21 protein-coding genes, 2 tRNA genes and 1 pseudogene are annotated in these 17,714 nt (G+C 57.3%); 19 read left to right on the forward strand and 5 right to left on the reverse strand.

Annotated elements, in window-relative coordinates; all coding sequences use genetic code 11:
• Positions 1-19: 19 nt before the first annotated feature.
• The 6 genes from V8V93_RS18005 to V8V93_RS18030 all read left to right on the forward strand — a co-directional run bounded on the left by V8V93_RS18005 (position 20) and on the right by V8V93_RS18030 (position 2,437).
• Complete coding sequence (locus tag V8V93_RS18005; protein ID WP_338668028.1) at positions 20-907, forward strand: universal stress protein; 888 nt, start codon at positions 20-22, stop codon at positions 905-907.
• Positions 908-915: 8 nt separating this feature from the next.
• A complete protein-coding gene (locus V8V93_RS18010; RefSeq protein ID WP_338668029.1) occupies positions 916-1,338 on the forward strand; it encodes a PEGA domain-containing protein in 423 nt (140 codons plus the stop codon).
• Positions 1,339-1,341: 3 nt separating this feature from the next.
• Positions 1,342-1,827, forward strand: coding sequence for a DUF721 domain-containing protein (locus V8V93_RS18015; RefSeq protein ID WP_338668030.1), 486 nt, complete (start codon positions 1,342-1,344; stop codon positions 1,825-1,827).
• A gap of 38 nt (positions 1,828-1,865) precedes the next feature.
• On the forward strand, positions 1,866-2,216 hold the full coding sequence (locus tag V8V93_RS18020) for a hypothetical protein (protein ID WP_338668031.1): 351 nt from the start codon (positions 1,866-1,868) through the stop codon (positions 2,214-2,216).
• Positions 2,217-2,275: 59 nt separating this feature from the next.
• A tRNA-Gln gene (locus tag V8V93_RS18025) sits at positions 2,276-2,350 on the forward strand.
• A 9-nt stretch (positions 2,351-2,359) separates the two neighbouring features.
• Positions 2,360-2,437 (forward strand) — tRNA-Glu (locus V8V93_RS18030).
• Positions 2,438-2,489: 52 nt separating this feature from the next.
• Here V8V93_RS18030 and V8V93_RS18035 read toward each other — a convergent pair.
• The 3 genes from V8V93_RS18035 to V8V93_RS18045 all read right to left on the reverse strand — a co-directional run bounded on the left by V8V93_RS18035 (position 2,490) and on the right by V8V93_RS18045 (position 5,096).
• Complete coding sequence (locus tag V8V93_RS18035; RefSeq protein WP_207264527.1) at positions 2,490-3,572, reverse strand: tyrosine-type recombinase/integrase; 1,083 nt, start codon at positions 3,570-3,572, stop codon at positions 2,490-2,492.
• 39 nt (positions 3,573-3,611) lie between these two features.
• Positions 3,612-3,857 (reverse strand): helix-turn-helix domain-containing protein, encoded by a 246-nt coding sequence (locus V8V93_RS18040; RefSeq protein WP_207264526.1) that lies wholly within the window; start codon positions 3,855-3,857, stop codon positions 3,612-3,614.
• Positions 3,858-4,139: 282 nt separating this feature from the next.
• Positions 4,140-5,096, reverse strand: a complete 957-nt coding sequence (locus V8V93_RS18045) for an integrase domain-containing protein (protein WP_207264525.1) — start codon at positions 5,094-5,096, stop codon at positions 4,140-4,142.
• 821 nt (positions 5,097-5,917) lie between these two features.
• On the opposite strand from V8V93_RS18045, the gene V8V93_RS18050 reads away from it, so the two are divergent.
• Both V8V93_RS18050 and V8V93_RS18055 read left to right on the forward strand, forming a co-directional pair.
• Positions 5,918-6,406 carry a helix-turn-helix domain-containing protein gene (locus V8V93_RS18050; RefSeq protein WP_207264524.1) on the forward strand — a complete coding sequence of 163 codons (489 nt, stop codon included), beginning with the start codon at positions 5,918-5,920 and terminating at the stop codon, positions 6,404-6,406.
• Entirely contained in the window at positions 6,403-7,131 is a 729-nt protein-coding gene (locus tag V8V93_RS18055) for a DNA-methyltransferase (protein ID WP_338668032.1), read from the forward strand. The genes V8V93_RS18050 and V8V93_RS18055 overlap by 4 nt, the downstream gene beginning before the upstream one ends.
• A 156-nt stretch (positions 7,132-7,287) precedes the next feature.
• Here V8V93_RS18055 and V8V93_RS18060 read toward each other — a convergent pair whose 3' ends face one another.
• Positions 7,288-8,349 carry a TOBE domain-containing protein gene (locus V8V93_RS18060; RefSeq protein WP_207264522.1) on the reverse strand — a complete coding sequence of 354 codons (1,062 nt, stop codon included), beginning with the start codon at positions 8,347-8,349 and terminating at the stop codon, positions 7,288-7,290.
• A gap of 188 nt (positions 8,350-8,537) precedes the next feature.
• Here V8V93_RS18060 and V8V93_RS18065 point away from each other — a divergent pair, with 188 nt between their 5' ends.
• Complete coding sequence (locus tag V8V93_RS18065) at positions 8,538-9,479, forward strand: sulfite exporter TauE/SafE family protein (protein ID WP_207264520.1); 942 nt, start codon at positions 8,538-8,540, stop codon at positions 9,477-9,479.
• 376 nt (positions 9,480-9,855) lie between these two features.
• On the opposite strand, the gene V8V93_RS18070 is transcribed toward V8V93_RS18065, so the two are convergent.
• A complete protein-coding gene (locus V8V93_RS18070; protein ID WP_338670205.1) occupies positions 9,856-10,176 on the reverse strand; it encodes a DsrE family protein in 321 nt (106 codons plus the stop codon).
• Positions 10,177-10,327: 151 nt separating this feature from the next.
• Between V8V93_RS18070 and V8V93_RS18075 the strand changes: the two genes are divergently transcribed.
• The 10 genes and pseudogenes from V8V93_RS18075 (at position 10,328) to V8V93_RS18115 (ending at position 17,713) form a co-directional block, all read left to right on the forward strand.
• Positions 10,328-10,615, forward strand: coding sequence for an ArsR/SmtB family transcription factor (locus V8V93_RS18075; protein ID WP_207264518.1), 288 nt, complete (start codon positions 10,328-10,330; stop codon positions 10,613-10,615).
• A 213-nt stretch (positions 10,616-10,828) separates the two neighbouring features.
• On the forward strand, positions 10,829-11,590 hold the full coding sequence (locus V8V93_RS18080; protein WP_338668033.1) for a sulfite exporter TauE/SafE family protein: 762 nt from the start codon (positions 10,829-10,831) through the stop codon (positions 11,588-11,590).
• A 52-nt stretch (positions 11,591-11,642) separates the two neighbouring features.
• A complete protein-coding gene (locus V8V93_RS18085) occupies positions 11,643-12,623 on the forward strand; it encodes an ABC transporter ATP-binding protein (RefSeq protein ID WP_338668034.1) in 981 nt (326 codons plus the stop codon).
• Positions 12,620-13,357 (forward strand): ABC transporter permease, encoded by a 738-nt coding sequence (locus tag V8V93_RS18090; RefSeq protein WP_207264509.1) that lies wholly within the window; start codon positions 12,620-12,622, stop codon positions 13,355-13,357. Before V8V93_RS18085 ends, V8V93_RS18090 begins: the two co-directional genes overlap by 4 nt.
• Complete coding sequence (locus V8V93_RS18095) at positions 13,350-13,898, forward strand: RNA polymerase sigma factor (RefSeq protein ID WP_207264506.1); 549 nt, start codon at positions 13,350-13,352, stop codon at positions 13,896-13,898. The genes V8V93_RS18090 and V8V93_RS18095 overlap by 8 nt, the downstream gene beginning before the upstream one ends.
• A 67-nt stretch (positions 13,899-13,965) precedes the next feature.
• Positions 13,966-14,028 (forward strand): annotated as a pseudogene (locus V8V93_RS19535) (zf-HC2 domain-containing protein); the annotation flags it as partial.
• Between the two features lie 12 nt (positions 14,029-14,040).
• Positions 14,041-14,439 (forward strand): anti-sigma factor family protein, encoded by a 399-nt coding sequence (locus V8V93_RS18100; RefSeq protein WP_338668036.1) that lies wholly within the window; start codon positions 14,041-14,043, stop codon positions 14,437-14,439.
• A gap of 3 nt (positions 14,440-14,442) precedes the next feature.
• A complete protein-coding gene (locus V8V93_RS18105) occupies positions 14,443-14,940 on the forward strand; it encodes a periplasmic heavy metal sensor (RefSeq protein ID WP_207264502.1) in 498 nt (165 codons plus the stop codon).
• A 47-nt stretch (positions 14,941-14,987) separates the two neighbouring features.
• Positions 14,988-16,943: an ATP-binding cassette domain-containing protein gene (locus V8V93_RS18110; RefSeq protein ID WP_338668037.1), complete on the forward strand. Its 1,956-nt coding sequence runs from the start codon at positions 14,988-14,990 to the stop codon at positions 16,941-16,943.
• A gap of 95 nt (positions 16,944-17,038) precedes the next feature.
• A complete protein-coding gene (locus V8V93_RS18115; protein WP_338668038.1) occupies positions 17,039-17,713 on the forward strand; it encodes an outer membrane lipoprotein-sorting protein in 675 nt (224 codons plus the stop codon).
• The last annotated feature ends 1 nt before the right edge of the window (position 17,714 follow it).

Consider the following 17,714-nt stretch of genomic DNA (forward strand, 5'->3'; position numbering starts at 1 on the left):
GCCGGACAAGGAGCAGGACATGTTCAAGAAGATATTGTTGGCGGCGACACCGCAGATTGATACGCAGACCGCGCCCCGGGCGGCCTTTGATCTGGCCCGTTCCCGGAACGCGGAGGTGATTTTGTTCCACAGCCTGCCCCTGGAGCGGGACGCGTGGTGTTCCTTCGACGACCCGGAGGACCGCGACAGGATGCTCGCCTCGACCGAGGCCAGGATCGCGGAATTCTACAAGGACGAGCTCAAGGACATTCCCCATTCCATCCGGGTGGCCACGGGCAGCGCGCACGAACAGATGCTCAAGATCATCCACGCCGAGGGCGTCGACCTCATCGTCATGGGCCACCACACCCAGCCGCCGCACCGGGCGGACCGCATGTGGGGCGTGGTGGACACGACCATCCGCAAGGTCTGCGCCAACGTGTTCTGCCCGGTCATGGTGGTCACCAATCCCGTGCCCGCCGGGGCGGAGATCAAGCGCATCGTCATGGCCACGGACTTTTCCACGCCCTCGGATTCGGCCCTGTGCTACGCGGTGCAGATGGCCGCGTCCTTCGGCGCGCACCTGGACATCTTCCATGTCCTCGACGTGGGCCAGGTCTCGCCCAATCCGGCGTATTACATGCAATCCATGGACGTCTTCATCGACAAGGCCATCGGCCGCATGCGCAGCCGGTACGCCAGGGCGCTGGACGGCATCAGCCATGAATTCCACTGCTGGGAGGGTGTGCCGTACGTGGAGATCCTCAAGCAGGCCCGCTGGCAGGAGGCGGACGTGGTCATCATGGCCCAGTACTCGTCCAGCGAGGACCATGCCAAGCCCTCGGTGGGCTCGACCACCATCCAGGTGGCGCTCTCGCCGGGCTGCCCGGCCGTGCTGGTCAACTACCGCGCCCGCACGTGCATCTAGGAGGAGCCATGGCCCGTTCCATCGCCGTCCTCGCCTGCCTCACCGGCCTGCTGCTGATCGGCGCCTGCGGCGTGCCCAAGCAGAATATCCCGGTGTCCACCGATCCGCTGGGCGCGGCCGTGTACGCGGACGGCGAGAAGGCCTGCGCGTCCACGCCCTGCTCGGTCAGCCTGGACCGCAAGTCCGACCACCTGCTGACCATCGTCAAGGACGGCTACGAGCAGGAGGAGGTCGTGCTGCGCCGCCGGTTCCAGCCCGACAAGGCCATCCGCGACGGGGTCATCTCCGGGATGATCCTGGGCGGCGGTCCGGAGGGCGTGGCCTCGCGGACGGCCAAGGAGGTGGACGAGCAGGAGCGCAGCGGCGAGGCCTACGTGCTCGAACCGTCCATCGTGACCATCAAACTGACGCCCAAGGGCTCGGGAATCTGATTCATGGCCTACAGACGCACTACGGACCGCACCGGACGGCGGCGCAAAGCCCAGCGCGTGGGCGAGGCCCTGCCCGACCTGCTCAAGGGGCTGGACCGGGCGGGCGGCCGCGACCTGGTCCGCTTGTGGCGGTCCTGGGACGAGTTGCTCGGCGACGTGGCCCGCATGGCCCGGCCCCTGGGGCACCGCGGCGGGCGATTGGTCCTGGCTGCGGACGATCCCATCGTCATGCAGGAGGCCCAGTTTCTCGGCCCGATGATCCTGGAACGGGTCAATGGATTTTTGGGTAAGGAAGTCTTTGACAAAGTAGTATTCGAACTGCTAAACGGCAGAGTTCCTTTGGACGGAGAGATCCGGCCGGAGGCTCCTAAGCCTCCGAGGAAACTTAAAAAACCTGAGAAGTTAGGCAGCTTAAATGAAAAGCTGGACCCGGATTCGCCGGTTGGCAGATGTTACCGGGCATACCAGCGCATGTTTGACGACTCATAAACGAATTCCGCCTCAGGGCATTTTTTAAGGAGTACACCATGAGTGAAGAAGTAAAAGAGATTTCCTTTGACGAGCTTGGCCTGACCAAGCCGCTGGAGAAGATGACCGCCAAGGAGTTGCGGGCCCTGTGCATCGACAAGCTCCCCATGATCACCGGCGCTTCCGGCAAGGAAAAGGACGAACTGGTCGCTGAGATCAAGGAAGTCTTCGGTATCGTCGACGAGGAGCAGGTCTCCCCGTACAAGAAGCAGATCCACGAGATCAAGCGGCAGATCCGCGCCCTGCGCGTGCAGAAGAGCGAGACCGAGGGCCGCGCCCAGCGCGACCGCCTGCGCCGCCAGATCACCAAACTGAAGAAGCGCACCCGCCGGCTCGCCCGCGCCGTGTAATTTCTGCAAAAAAGAAGTTGACATAAAGAGGCTCAACCCTTAAATCAACTTCTCGCTGCTGGGCTGTCGTTCAATTGGCAGGACGACGGGTTCTGGCTCCGTTAATCAAGGTTCGAGTCCTTGCAGCCCAGCCAACTTATTGCGTCCCCATCGTCTAGCCTGGTCCAGGACGGCGGCCTTTCACGCCGTTAACAGGGGTTCAAATCCCCTTGGGGACGCCAAGGAAATACAAGGCCTTACGCACACCGCGTAAGGCCTTTTCCTTTCCACGTGTCACCCGCAAGTGTCATTTTTCCGGACTCGGCCTCCGACCGCATCGACCAATGCTGCATCCAGGGCATCCACGGCACCGGTGGTCTTCTTCGTCCGGAGGATGTAGCGCTGGGTCGTGGCGATGGACTTGTGCCGAAGCAGATGCTTCACTTCCATGATGGTCGCACCGTTGTCGATAGCCACTCGGGCCGCCAGGTGACGGATGCCATGAAAGCCGAACGGCTTCACCCCGGCTTCGGCGCACAACCGCTTCAGCCACCGATTGTTCGGGTCCAGAAGACCGTTGAACCGATTGCCGAAGACCAGATCCTCGGCGCCGGACACCAGCTTCCATTCGGCCAGCTTGGCTCGAAGCCCTGCGGACATGGGGAGCTCATCGAATTCCGCGTTTCCGCTTCGCCGCTTCCTTGTCCAGTAGCCGACAAGCCCTGATCCGAAGTCGACCTCGCTCCACTTGAGTTTCCAAAGCTCGCTCCTGCGCGGCGCGGTATGGAAGGCCAGCAACAGCAGTTGCCTACGACGAGGTCCCGCCAGGTGCACCACCTTGCGGAAATCGTCCAGCGGCGGGACGTAGCGCGGGTGGCGATCCTCGGGGAACCTGTCCACATGCTGGAAGGGATTGTCCCTGTCCAGATTGAGGTACTTGATTCCCCACACCCAGGCAGCGGCGAGATTCTTGCGATCCTTGTTCGCCGAATTCCCGGTTACCGTCCTGGAGACCATGGCCAGATGCTCCAGAGCCACGTGAAGACTGATTCGCCCAACCAGCGACCGGTCGTCCCTGAGGAAAGCCCCCAGCCGCTGGAAAGCCAACCGTTTTTCGTTGTAGGTCTTCCGGCACATCGTGGCCTCGACGTGATCGAGGTAACGATTCGCCCATTCCGTCACGGTCAGAGCCCGGCCAATCACATCGGCCTTGGCAGGGTTTCTCTGGTCGGCCACCTTCAATGCCTTGACGGTTTCGCCTTCCCAATCCCCTGCCTGTCTCTTGGTTTCAAAGAACTTCGTGCGCCTGATGATCGGACCATGTGTCGGGGTGAAACGCACCACACCCCTCCACCGTTTTCCTTCCTTGTAGGGCATATTTTCTCCTGCAGGAAAGGTCGCTTACCATCATTGAAGTTACCAAATGCCATGACGATCCGTCAAATCGGACCGGCTTCCGCCTTCGTCCGAGATTGGCGCCTTTTCTGCATGGCCGAGCTGTCCCCTGGCGATGTACGCCTTGAGCAGCTCATGGTGAAATCGGATGCCCCGTTTACCGATCCGAAAAGCCCCCAGCGCGGCAAGCATGGCCGGAGTCCTGACCAGGCTTTCCGAACAATTCAGAATTCGGGCGACATCCTTGACCTTCAATGCGTTCGACATGCGACCTAAACCAAAGGGTTAAACACCTGTCCCGCTGCGGGACTCCCAGCCAACCCTTAAGTCTGATCACACCGGCACCTTTGACCTCAAGGAATCGAGATAGGGTATTTTCACTTTTTTCGATGAGTCGCTCATGAGGGGCGAAAGTCCTCCCCGCCCATCGGCCACAAGCCGACGGGCGGGGAGGACGGTGTTACCTGAAGATGAATCGCTCAGGCGATTCATCTTCAGGTAACCTCACGCCCAAAAAGGGAAGCCCCACCGAAAAGGGCGGGGCTTCTTCTAACGGGAACTGCCAAGGTAGGCATCGGATACGTCACGGCGGCCAGGGGAATGGCCTGCAGTGACTTCGATGTCGTCACGGGCTTCGGCGTCGAGCCGGGGCCATTCGTCCCCAGCCGTGTCCCGCGCGGTCTTTTGGAAGGCTTCCACGGATTCGTGCTGGTTGGGCGGCTGGAAACCCGTGTGCTCGACGTACATGCGATGAAACCGCTCATGACGGTTGCTGTGCAGCGTCCACCCGCTTTCCTTCTTGGTGAAGCCGCAAAGCCTAGCCGCGTAGGACAGCTTTTCCTGCCATTTGTCGCCCATCCCGCTCGGCATGAGATTATGAATCCCCGGCCTGTCGGATTGACTGACGTATGGCAGAGCTCTCTCAAGAGCATCCTGCTGCCGATCGGAGAGATTGTGCAGCGTCCTAGGGCGCCCACCCTTCGAGCCATACTGGATGTGAAGAGTGCGGGCTTCCTTGTCCCAATCGTTGATCAGATCGACTTTCGCCGATTCTTCTCGTCGGAGCCCCAGTTCGTACTGAAGTCGGATCTGAGCGGCACACCGGGGACCGTGCTCATATGAGGATTCAGCTTCCAGTTTGGCGATTGCCCCCAAGACAAATTCAGGGGCAACCGCCTTGCTGTTGGCGTTGGCAATGGTCCCGCGTTTCACGCCGAACACGTCGTTGGTCGGGCTGATGCGGGTGTTGCCGTAAGTTTCGCACAGGTGACGGGCTGCCGAAAAAATTTCAGCTATGCGCCCGTCACCCACGCCCTGTTCTTTCATCTTGGCGGCCACGGCCGCAAAATGCTTGTTGGAAATGTTGGTCCATTTGCGGACTCCAAACCCGGCTTCACGCAACCGGCCTGCGAAGGCTTTGGCATTCTGCCGGATTCTGTGCTGTTTCGAGCGCGGGCCGGACAGGGTTGCCCTGTTCGCGCCCAGTACCAGACTGATGGATTTCATATGGATCTCCTTCCTGAAGTTCGGGGCAGCGCCCCGGGACAAAGCAGATCGGACCTTCCCCGCTTGCCGGGAAATGACCTGCCTATGGCGCGAATGCGCCACACAACAACCGACACGGAACAAATCAATGTCCATTTCCCACAGAAGGAAAAATCCTGAGAATCCATTCAATAAGGGGTGCCACCACGCAAGCTCATTTGTCCTGCGCATAAGCGATGGCCGTGGGGGGAATTACGACAACGGCAGATTTCTAGATACCTGTCGTTTGTCCGGCGGGGTGCTGTGTTTCAGCCTGGCGTTAGGATGTGAAAGTGTGCCGTTTGGAAATGAACGGCAGCGAAGTGTTAGATGTTACGGCGTGTTAGTGCCTACTTAAGCGTTCATCAGTTTAGACTTCGTCAAAACTTATGAACGCGCCTTAGGTGCGTCATACCTCCTTTTGGTGACCAATTTATCCGGTGGATATGCCCTACCATATGACGCCACGAAACCTTCGCGCAAGCTCCGGCGGCACGATTTCTTTCCCTCCCGCCGATTTTCCACGAGCGTGACGCAAGCAGCCGCCGGAGCAAGGCCAGGCCCTTCGGGCACCCGGCGAGCCGGGCGGCCTTGCCCCGACGGCTTTGCTTGCGTCGTGATTACCGCAGGCGACGGCGAGAGGGATGGCGGGTTCGACTCCGGCTCAAGGGATATCCTCAGGTCCCTGCTCACGCATCCACCCCAAAAAAGCAACAAATCCCTTGCTGCTGATTATCAACTTATTTATTAACAGTGTTAAACAACTAGTTGCTTAACACTGTTAACAAGGTGGTTGATTAACCATGGCCGAAGATGACGACGTTGACCTCACCCCTGTGAAGACCCCGGAACAATTGTTGAAAGAAGAAGTCGGGCTTTATCTGAAGATTGTCCGGGAGAATCGGCACAAGCCCCTCAGATGGGTCGCCCAGAAATTGGGGTGCTCCAGCTCGTTCATATCCCAGATCGAAAAGGGGGACGCTTCGATTCCACTGGATCGGGTACTCGACTTCTCCCTTGCCTATGACCTTCCTGTTCCGGAGTTCGTTCGAATCGTTCTCGTCACCATGCACAACGACACGTATAGAGCGCTGATGAGCATACTGGAGAATGACCCGGAAATGGCTAATGCCGCCAACAGTTGCCACACGATTGCAAATCCCAAAGAACGAGCCAAGCGGCGCAAAGCTCTCAACCCTGGGCTGAGTTCAAAATCGCTTCAACGAATGCGGGAATTCATCTTGGAAAACCAAAAGCCGACGTATGGAAAGCCGGTGGCAGGTGATTCGTGATTGATTTACGGAAACAAGACCATCTGGGGGTAACCTCGTCGTCCGAAGACGGCGACATCCACAACGATGATGCGTTCCTTTTTTTGGAGAATTGTCCTTCCCACCGGTACGAGGCCATAATCACCGACCCGCCTTTCGAGATCGGTATCGCCGGCAAGGATTGGGATTGCAAAAAGCTTCGGATCGACGTTCTAGCCTACCAATTCCATCGCGTTCTGAAACCTGGCGGCAATGTCTTTGTGTTCTGCTCGGATTTCCAATTCGGCGATTGGTATCGAGAGCTTTCCCGCTATTTTACCAAGTTGCGCAAATATGCCTGGTGCAAACCGGATTCACGAGGCACCAACAAGGGGATGTTTCAGGAGAGCTTCGAACTCGGGCTGCATGTGTGCTCAGAAAATTCATATTTCGACAAGGAAGGCCGCTATAAAAATTATGTGGTCGCTGGAAAAACATCAGGGAATGAACGGATGATGCCTGACCCCGATGAGGAATGGTCAACCAAGAAGGGCGAAAAGACCCTTCACCCAACGCAAAAAAAATTGTCGGTAATTGAGACTCTGGTTACCGCATTGAGCAAAGAAGACGACACCATTCTTGATCCCTTTGCCGGCACCGGGACGCTTGGGGTCGCAGCCAAAAATTTGGGCAGAAAATTCGAGATGGTCGAGTACGGCTTCCGAAACCACATTGCGGCATGGGACAGGATTCTAGGGGAAGAGTGAGTCCCTTTTGTCTTTACCCGCAAATGCCAATTCAACGTGCGGCGCAACGTCTCTTAAGAGTCCAGTTTATTTTAAGCAGACTTCAAGGGGTGGCTCCCAGAAAAGCCCTTGTAGTCTTGTATAATACAAATCGAGGAAACCATCGGCAGGAGGTCATCAGTCAACGTGAAGCACCACGGCGGAACAATTAAACAATGCCCATGCACAGTCTCCAACATTTAATTCAAAGGGTGAGCTTGGGGAGGAAGTGACAAGGGCGCATATTTCAGTTGTTTCAGAAATCTTGACGATATATTCCGTGTTGACCTCTCCATTGGTTATTCTGGTCACCACTCCCCTGAGTCTGTTTTCCGTGCTGCATTTCGGAGATGCTTCACCGCCATGCAAGATTACCAGCGGAGCCTTTACCTCGGCTGTGATCAATCTGCCTAAGCTCAAGCCAAGCCGCTCCAAACTGTCATTCGTGATTACGGTGATGATGGAGTTCCCTTCTAGGGTTTCCATAACGACGCGTGTTTGTATGTCGCCCCTCAAGATTTCTGACACTTTTCCAAAAAAACTATTTCGTGCGCTTGTTTTGCGGCCGGATTCCTTTTCCAGAAAACGCTGAGCAACAGCTTGAATTTCATCCTTGGAGAACGCGACATAGGACGAGGTGAGATTGGGGGTGGAGTGCCCCAGCATCATCTGCACAGCGGGCAAGGGGATGTTGCTTTGCATCAACTCCACGCCTCTCGCCTTGCGGATGGCTTCCGGACCGCCCAGCCGCTTTGGAAACCCACATTCCAAAGCCCGTTCATAAAATTTGCGCCGAACAAAACCAGGGTCCAAATCAAGCAGTCTTTCTGACTCCTTGTGAGATTTCAAGGTTTCGATCTTCCCCCTGATCTCGTCGGCAAGAGATCGTGAAATATGAACTTCCCTCGGTTCCGCTCTCTCATTCCCATTCGAACGAAAAATCACCAGATGGCGAGCCCAATCGAGATCGGTATGTATGTTGATCGATAATACTTCGCTCAACTTTGCGCCCGTATACCTGACCAGAAGGAAAATGAGCAAAACGCTTAGTCTGGACAAACGAACATCGTCGCGTTTTGATTTTCCAGCCCACTCCCGGAAAGAATCCTCCAATCGATTCAGTTGGGAGTGGCTCAGGCACTCCTCTCCTTCCGCAATGGAAAGAATCCGTCCATCATCACTTCGGTTGAAACCTGTCATTACTAAGAGCCTTTGATTGCTGAGAGTTGCTGCTTGCCCCTGAAAATACCATGGCAGCTTGAAGAAAGCCCGACGATAATCATTCGACCTCGCTCACATTGGTATTGACTTGCCGAAACTTTACTGTCACGAATATAGACACTTCCGTGACTGTTGACAAATGTTATCACAAAAAGGCGGTCGATTCCATGTACTTCCAAACTGCTGATATCGAAGTCGCGCTCTGGATTCCACCTTTTGTGGCGTTCGTCATTTCTTTTTTCACCTCAATGGGCGGCGTTTCCGGTGCCTTTCTGCTCTTGCCGTTTCAGATGTCCTTCATCGGGTATACGAATCCATCCGTCAGCGCCACCAACCAGGTGTTCAATGTCGTTGCCATCCCAAGCGGAGTATATCGTTACTGGCGCGAGGGGCGAATGGTGTGGCCGCTGACATGGATCGTCGTCCTCGGCACGCTGCCAGGTGTCTTTATCGGCGCCATGGTCAGGGTGCATTATTTGCCGGACCCGAAGCATTTCAAGCTGTTTACCGCCTGTGTGCTCCTATATATCGGGTTTAAAATGGTGAGGGACGTGCTGGGGAACTCAAATGGCGGGGCCAAGAGGGAAAGCGAAGCACGCTTTCGGGAAATGGTCAAACGAAACACTAGTCCGAAGGGGGCGGCGCCCGCGCCCGCCACGACAGTCACTTGTTTCAATCTAAAGCGACTCGGGTTCACGTTCTACGGGGAAGCCTATGACGTTTCATTCTGGGGAATTTTTCTTCTCAGTTTCATTGTCGGCATAGTGGGGGGGATTTACGGGATAGGAGGGGGATCAATAATCGCCCCGTTCTTTATTACTTTTTTCGAGCTTCCAGTCTATATCGTCGCAGGTGCCGCACTGATGGGAACCTTTGTCACATCGGTTGCAGGCGTCGCTTTTTACCAAGCCATCGCACCTTTCTACCCAAACCTTTCCGTGGCTCCCGACTGGCTGTTGGGAATACTGTTCGGAGCGGGAGGAATGGCGGGGATGTATCTTGGGGCTCGATGCCAAAAGTTTGTGCCAGCCAAGGCCATCAAGTGGATGCTGTCTGGCGTCATGGTGTTTACTGCGATCAAATACATTCTAAACTTTTTTGGATATTGACCAATATAAACCGGCAATCCGTTTCTCCCCGGGAGGCGATGCTATGTGTACAAAGAGAAACGCTGACGACATTCTCAAGCAAATTGGCGAAAGCCACGATCCCGATCACATTCGGCGGCTTCTTGAAGAAATTAATGCATGCAACAAATGCCCGGAGAACCATCTGTGCCAGGATGGTCAAAAGTCGGATTGCCGTTGTCATCTAAGTTTTCAGATTGAGCTTAAGAATTACATCTATGCGATGACAAACAAAAAGTAGTATAACCTGTTGCGGTAGAACACGATGCAATTAAGTGCCCACCACATTTAAAATGTGAGGGAACTGAATTTTCTGAAACATGGCGACGCCTTTTTCAAGGCTCCTTCTATATTTCATCTAGTAGTTGAGAATCCTGTCTGCCTTTATCATTTCCGCATACAGGAATTTCAGGCTGGACAACTTGACGTATTCGCTTTCATCCACACCGTGGATGCTCAGGCACTTCCCTCAGGCTACCAGCACGCCCTCACTCAGGGCGAACATCTTCGCCTGTTCGGCGATCGGGAATGTATCCGAATCGCCCGCATACAAATCAACGGCGCTGGCGTTCAGGAACAACGTGACGTCCTCGCCCTCATTCAACAGGAAGTTGCCGAAACGGACAGTGTTCCATTTCACTTCCGGGTCGTTGCTGGAAAGAATGATCAAGACTTGTATAGAGACTCCTTCTATTTGACATTGCCTAAGTATAGATTATTTCCATTCCAAGTTGAACAAAAACCTCGGCGAGACCATTGTTGGGAATGGTGGACTTTACACCATTTTTAAATAAGTATATGCATAGATTCTTTATCACATCGAGGAACCAATGGTCAATTTTGAAAAACAAGCCAGTATGTTCAAAGTCCTCTCGGTCGGCACTCGCATACGGATACTGGAGCTGCTGAAAGGCGGCCCTTTGTGCGTAAACGCCTTGGCGAAGAGGCTGGGCGTCACTCCTTCAGCCGTATCCCAGAACCTGCGCATCCTGAGGGATGCGGACCTCGTTGTTGCGGACAAGCAGGGCTATTTCGTGCATTACGGGATTAACCGGCAGACCATGACGGAATTGCGGTCCCTCGCGAACGGGGTGTTCAGCATGCCAAATTTGTTGTGAAATGGTATGAATAGACAGCCTGTGGAGAAACCCGCAACTCGTGCCGAAAGATTGCCTGGGAAGCAATTCGTTCGGGACCCGCAGATATTCCGAAGCCGGCGCGACTCGACTTTTCCCGATCAACAGATTGAAGCGATACACCAGCCAGGGTGGGCGCTCGGAGTCCCCGGCCAGCTGCGAACAATCGCCTGAACACATCGTCAAGGACCGCATATGAGCCTACCCGTTGTCTTGCTTGCAGGCGTATTTTTCATCTCACTCCTGCTGACCATGGTCGGTCTCGGCGGCGGGCTTGTCTTCTCGCCGCTGTTCGTGCTTCTGGGCATGGCGAAGGGCGAGGCGGCCGCCGCATCCCTGTTCCTGAACCTCACGGCTGCGGGATCGGCGGCGTACGCCTATTCGCGAAAGGGGATGGTCGATTTCTCCCTTTCGATCCCGCTGATCCTGTTTTCCGCAGCGGCCGCGCCGATCGGCGCTTACCTGAACACCCGGATCGAAACGAAACCGTTCCTGATGATCATGGCCGTCATTCTCTTTCTGGCGGCGGTGCGCATGCTGTTTTCGCCCAAGGGCGACGACCGGACGGTGGAGCGGGCAAGAACAACCAAAATTATCGGCGGGGCGATTATCGGCGCGGTCATCGGCCTGATGGCCGGGTTGCTGGGAATCGGAGGCGGGGTCTTCATCGTCCCCTTGCTTATCTTCTTCTTGAAAATTCCGACCAAGACGGCTGCCGCTTCATCCACCTTCATCGTCTGCTTTTCCTCACTCACCGGCTTCCTGGGATACGCATCCATGGGGGAGGTCGATTGGTATTTCCTGTTACCTGCGGCGGTGGTCGCCTTTCTCGGCGGTCAGGCCGGAGCGAGGCTGATGAGTACCAGGCTGACGGGCCGGACGGTCAGGCTCCTGTTCAGCCTGCTCCTGTTCGGATTGTGCGCCAAGCTGTTACATCAGGGTTTTTATGGGGTTTGATGAATACGCCGAAACAGATCAAAACAAGAATCGGTTCGGGAGGTCCATCCTGATGATGAACGAAGCAATAGCGGTCGAAGGCCTGAGCAAGCGGTTTGAAGGAGTGCAGGCCGTGGACGGCGTGTCATTCGCCGTGGAGCGGGGAGAGCTGTTCGGATTTCTCGGGCCGAACGGGGCTGGAAAGACCACGACCATCAACATGCTCACCGGGTTGGCCCGCCCGGATTCCGGGAACATTCGACTCTGCGGCGTCGATTGCACCCAAAACCCGAGGGTCGCCCAGCACCTGATCGGCGTTGTCCCCGACGAGAGCAACCTCTACCCCGAGCTGACCGGGTTCGAGAACCTGTGTTTCTGCGCATCGCTGTATGGCATCCGGAAGGACGAGCGCCGGGAGCAGGCAAAGGCGCTGTTGCGCGATTTCGATCTCGTCAAGGCTGCCGACCGAAAGTTCGGCGGGTACTCCAAGGGGATGAAGCGGAAGCTCACCATCGCGGCGGGCATCATCCACCGGCCGGACATCCTGTTTCTCGACGAACCCACCACGGGCATCGACGTGGCCAGCGGACGCCAGATACGCCAGCTCGTGGCCGACCTGCATCAGGCCGGGACGACCATCTTCCTGACCACCCACTACATCGAGGAGGCCGAACGGCTCTGCGACCGCATCGCCTTCATCGTTGCCGGGCGCATCGTCGGCGTTGACTCGGTGGAACACCTGATCCAGCCCCTGCAAGGACGGCATGTCCTCGAAATCACCTGCCAGGAGGCCTTGACGGAAAAGGTTCGTGAAGGGTTGAGCCAGGCCTTCCCCTCGCTGGTTATCTCGCCCCCCGAGCAACAGTCGATCCGTGTGGAATCGGACTCCCCCGTGCATGTGGGGCCGTTGGTGCGCCGAATCGAGGAACAGGGATTCACGGTCACGGAAGCGCGTCGGATACGCCTCTCGCTTGAGGATGTTTTCGTGCAGATAACGGGCATAGAATCCGGTGCCATGCATCACGAGAAGGAGATGAAGGGGGGAAAGAAATGAACAAGCTGATCGCCTTCTGGAATATCTTGGCAAAAGACATGCGCACCTACTATCTGAAACCGCCGAACGTGAGCTGGGGCATCATCTTCCCCCTGGCGTGGACAGCCATGTTCTTCATCCGCTCCGGGAGCGGGCTGGAAAGCATTCCGCAGCTACTCCCCGGCGTGGTGGCCATCTCCATCCTGTTCGGCACCACCTCCATGCTCGCGGTCACGGTGACCTTCGAGAAGAAAAACCGCTCCTTCGAACGGCTGTTGCTGGCACCCATGTCATTTGAGCTCCTGATGCTTGCCAAGACGAGCGGGGCGATCTTTTTCGGCGTGTGCAACGCCTTTGTACCCGTGATCATGGCCCTGTTCCTGACCGACCTCGCCCAGATCGCCTGGGCGCAGTTCATCCCCGCAGTGATCCTCATCGCGGTGGCCTCCACGTTCCAGGGACTGTTCATCGCGGTGGCCGTCAGCGAGGTGTTCGAGGCGCAGACCTTTTCCAACTTCTTCCGTTTTCCCATGATCTTCCTGTGCGGGCTCTTCTTCCCCATCGAGAGGCTGCCCGCCCTGCTCCAGCCCGTGTCCTACGTACTGCCCCTGACTTACGGGGCCGACGTCCTGCATGGTGCTGTCCATGGCGGCCACATTCTGCCATGGTATCTGGACTTGCCTGTACTCGGCCTGTTCTGTGCGGCGCTGTTCTGGGCGAGCCTTCGAAACATCCGGAGGCGGTGGATTGCCTGATAGGTCCCGATCGCAACTCCCGGACGAAGTCCTGTTGGAGGCCTCGGGCAACGGGGACCGGCAGGCCTTCGGGGAACTCGTCCGACGCCACCAGTCCTGGGCCTGGGGCGTTGCCTGCCGTTTTCTCGGCTCCGGGAACGATGCCGAAGACATCGTCCAGGCCGCCTTCATCAGGCTGCTCGGCGCGTCTGGCCGCTATCGCCGTACCGCGCGTTTCAAGACCTTCTTCCACGTCATCATCTCCCGGCTCTGCCTGGATCATGCCAAAAGAAAAAAAACGGAACAGGCGGACGACTATCCGGAATTGGCCGATTCGTCTCCCGGGCAGGAGGAGGCGTTGATAATGAACCAGAACGCGGCCCGCGTGCGCCGGGCATTGGACGCTCTCCCTCCCAGGCCTCGCATGGCCGTCGTGCTTCGGTACTATGAAGGGCTCGGTTATGATGAAATGGCCGTTGTTCTTGAAACGTCACGGAAGGGCGTCGAGCGGCTGCTGTCCAGGGGACGCGAGGCCTTGCGGGATAAACTGGGATCACGATGAACTTTTTTCGGTCTAAGCCGGGGGTTTTCCGGACTTGGATCGTTTAATGGAAATGAGGTCGACACACATGCATTGCCGAAATTGCCATACACGTCTTTCCGCCTACCTGGACGGGGAACTGCCCGAACGGGAGATGCGGGATATGGAACGTCATCTGGACGGGTGTGCGTCATGCCGGGAGCGTCTTGCCGGGTTGGAGGCATTGGATGCGCCTCTTGCTTCCCTGAGCATTCCGGAGATGCCGGGCGATCTGGGATACCGGATCATGGCCCGGGCTTCGCGGGAGTATTTCGACACCCCGAAAAAGGGAGGCTTCCGGGTGATCGCCCGCAGGTGGCTGGGGTCGACGGCCACGGCGTCAGCCTTGGCGGCAGGCCTGCTTCTGGGCGGCCTGCTCGGGTGGAACAGCCACGGCAATCCGGTTTCGGAACGGACTATGATGCAGACGGAGAAAACGGTCTTCGCGTCCCTGAGCGCCGCTCCCGGCGGGTCGATCGAAGCCGCAGTGCTGGCCGGATTCAGCGACGGGGGGAGGTTGTAAACCATGCATTATTTGAAGCGGTCTTTGCTGGCCCTGTCGGTAGGATTGAACGTCGCTTTCATCCTGTTCTGGGGGATGCAGCATTTTTCCGGGCAGAATCAGACACCGCTGGAAAAGTCCCGCCCTTCTGGTGACCAGTTTTTTGCAGCGAGGTATGAAGGCGTGCAGGTGACTCCCGAACAATGGAAGGCACTGGAGCCCTATGCCTTGGCCTTCAAGACCAACACCGACCGCATCCGCCGGGAAACGATGCAGTTGCGAAAGCAGTTGCTTGAGTTGCTGGACAAACCCGTTGCCGATGAAGAGGTGATCCGAGTCATTCAGCAAAAGATTCTTGCGAACCAGGGCGACATGAAAGACGAGGTTCTTCGTCTCCTGCTCCATGAGAAAAGCGTGTTGCGGCCGGATCAGTTTTCCGGGTTGATCCAGGCGATTCGGGATTACGGAGGCCGCAGGCCCGGATTTGGGATAATGACCGGAGGAAAACCGGAACGGGATTAACGGCATGGCCGGGGAATGCCCTTGGGCCATGCATACAGGAGAAAACCATGTCGCTGATCGAACTGAACGGCATTTCGAAAAAATACCTGACGGGGGAGGTCGAAACCGAAGCCCTGAAACAGGTCACCGTCTCTATCGAGAAAGGGAAACTCGTCACGTTCGTCGGGCCTTCGGGCAGCGGCAAGACCACGCTGCTGAACATCATCGGCTGCATGGACAAGCCGTCGTCCGGGGAGGTCCGGGTGACCGGCGCCAGGGTGGACACACTGGGCAAGAAGGAGGCGGCGAATTTTCGCGGCAAGCATCTCGGCTTCATCTTCCAGTCGTTCAATCTCATCCCGGTCCTGAGCGTGTATGAGAACATAGAGTACCCTCTGCTCATGATCACCAGGACTTCGGCGAGCGAACGGCGGGAACGCGTGATGGCCGTTCTGGAGGCCGTCGGCATGACGGACCAGAAGGACAAGCGGCCGGACCAGATTTCGGGCGGACAGAAACAGCGCGTGGCCGTGGCCCGGGCGCTGGTGACCAACCCGGAGGTGGTGCTGGCGGATGAGCCCACCGCCAACCTCGACCATGATACGGCCCACAAGATCATCGATCTGATGAAAAAGATGCGGGACACCTACGGGACCACCTTCGTCTTCTCCACCACGACCCGCGCATCGTCGAACACGCCGATGTGGTGCACGGCATTGAGGACGGCAGGCTGCTTGCCGGAAATCCGCTTATCCAGGGAGGCAACGACCATGCTTAACATATTCAAGATCGCCCTGCGCAATCTGGCGCGCTACAAACGGCGTACCGCCCTCACTTCCCTGCTCATCGTCATCGGCGTGTGCATGGTGGTCATGTTCTCGGGCCTCGCCGGATCGTTCAAGTCCATGATGATCGGCATCATCACGGATTCGGTTATCGGGCACATGCAAATCCATCGCAAAGGCTATTTTTCATCCATCGACACCATGCCCCTCAACCTGAACATGAAGGGGCAGGCGTACAAGAAAATCGCGGAAACCCTCGACGCCACCCCCGGCGTGGAGGCGTATGCGCCCAGGCTGAAGCTCGGCGCGGTCCTCAGCAACTATATGGAAAGCACCAACGTCAGGCTTTCGGCCATCGACCCGAAACGGGAAATGGCCGTCTGCACGGCATTGGCCGGCAGGATGAAGCAGGGAGCCCCCGGCTCCGGCGAAGACCTGCTCGAAAAGGGTCAGGTCGTCATTCCCGAAAAGGTGGCCAAGAGCCTGGGGATGAAGCCCGGCGACTCCGTGGTGCTGGTCGCCACCAACAAGGACGGCTCGGTAAACGGCATGGAATTTCAGCTTGCCGGAATCATCGAAGACCTCATGGGACCGGGCGGAAAAGACGCCTACATGCACATCGAGGACGCCCGCAGCCTCCTGCGCACCGAACCGGGCGAGGTCACCGAGATCGTGGTCAGGGTTTCCAGCTTCAACAAGCTGAAGTCCATCGCCGGGTCGCTCACGGCAACGCTTGGCGGATTCACGAACAAGAAGGGGCAGCCCGCCTTCGAGCTGCACACCTGGGACAAGCTGTCGCCGTTCTCCAATATCGCGAACATGATCGACCTGATGCTGGTCACGGTGAAGATCGTCATGGTCGCCATCGTCCTCATCAGCGTGCTCAACGTGATGCTGATGTCGGTCTTCGAGCGTGTGCGGGAAATCGGGACCATCGCCGCCATGGGAACCTCCCCCGGAACGATCATGTCGCTTTTCGTGGCCGAGGGCGTGCTCCTGGGCGTGCTGGGGACGGCGCTCGGCCTGATCCTGGGCGTGGGCGGTCTGCTGGCCTTCAAGGCGGCTGGAGTGGCCTTCTCCTTCGGGCGGATGGATAACCTAATCGTGCGTCCGGACATCAACCCCGGCGAAATGCTCTTCCTGTCGGCCATCGTCCTGGTGGCCTCCGCCCTGGCGGCGCTGCAACCCGCGTGGAAGGCAAGCCGGATGGAACCCGTCGATGCGCTCGGCCACGTATAACCGCATGAGGATACCGCACATGTACTCTTTGAAATATGTCCTGTTCGTTGCTGCCGTCTGCCTTGTTTTTTGGCGGCGGCAATCAGGCTTCCGCCATGGATGCAGGGGAAGTGCTCCTGGCCGTGGACCGCAACCTGGCCCCGGTCAGCTACGAATCCTACCGCAAGCTCATCAACATCGAGCCGGACGGGAGCAAAAGGGAATATGTCCTCTACACCATCAAGAAAGGCCAGGACATGGTGGCCTCCGTCTTCCTGGAGCCTTCCAGCGACAAGGGGCGCGGGACCTTGCGCCTAGGCGACAACATGTGGCTCCACATTCCGAGCGTGGCCAAACCGGTCAGGATAACCAGCCTCCAATCGGTGACGGGTGGCATCTTCAACAATGCCGATATCATGCGCCTAGACTATAGTGCCGAATATACGCCCGAATCCTTGGAGGAAAGCGGTGACGCCTATTTGCTTCGCCTGAAGGCGAAGACCAACGAGGTTGCCTATGACAGGCTGGAGATGCTGGTGGCCAAGGACCGGTTGGTTCCGACGGAGATCAAGTGTCTCGCGGCGTCCGGGATGCTGATCAAAACCCTGCATTTCAAGAAGATGACCGACTTCGGCGACGGATTCGTCCGCCCGGCCATTGTCGAGACGGACAGCCCGCTCCACAAGGGGTACCTCTCGGTGATGATCTTCGCCCGGATGAAGGCCAGGGACTTCTCGGATGAAGTCTTCACCCTCAACTACCTGCCGCGGATAGAAACCCTTCGTCAGTGAT

Origin of the sequence: Pseudodesulfovibrio sp. 5S69, assembly GCF_037094465.1 — a bacterium.
GTDB lineage: Bacteria > Desulfobacterota > Desulfovibrionia > Desulfovibrionales > Desulfovibrionaceae > Pseudodesulfovibrio > Pseudodesulfovibrio methanolicus.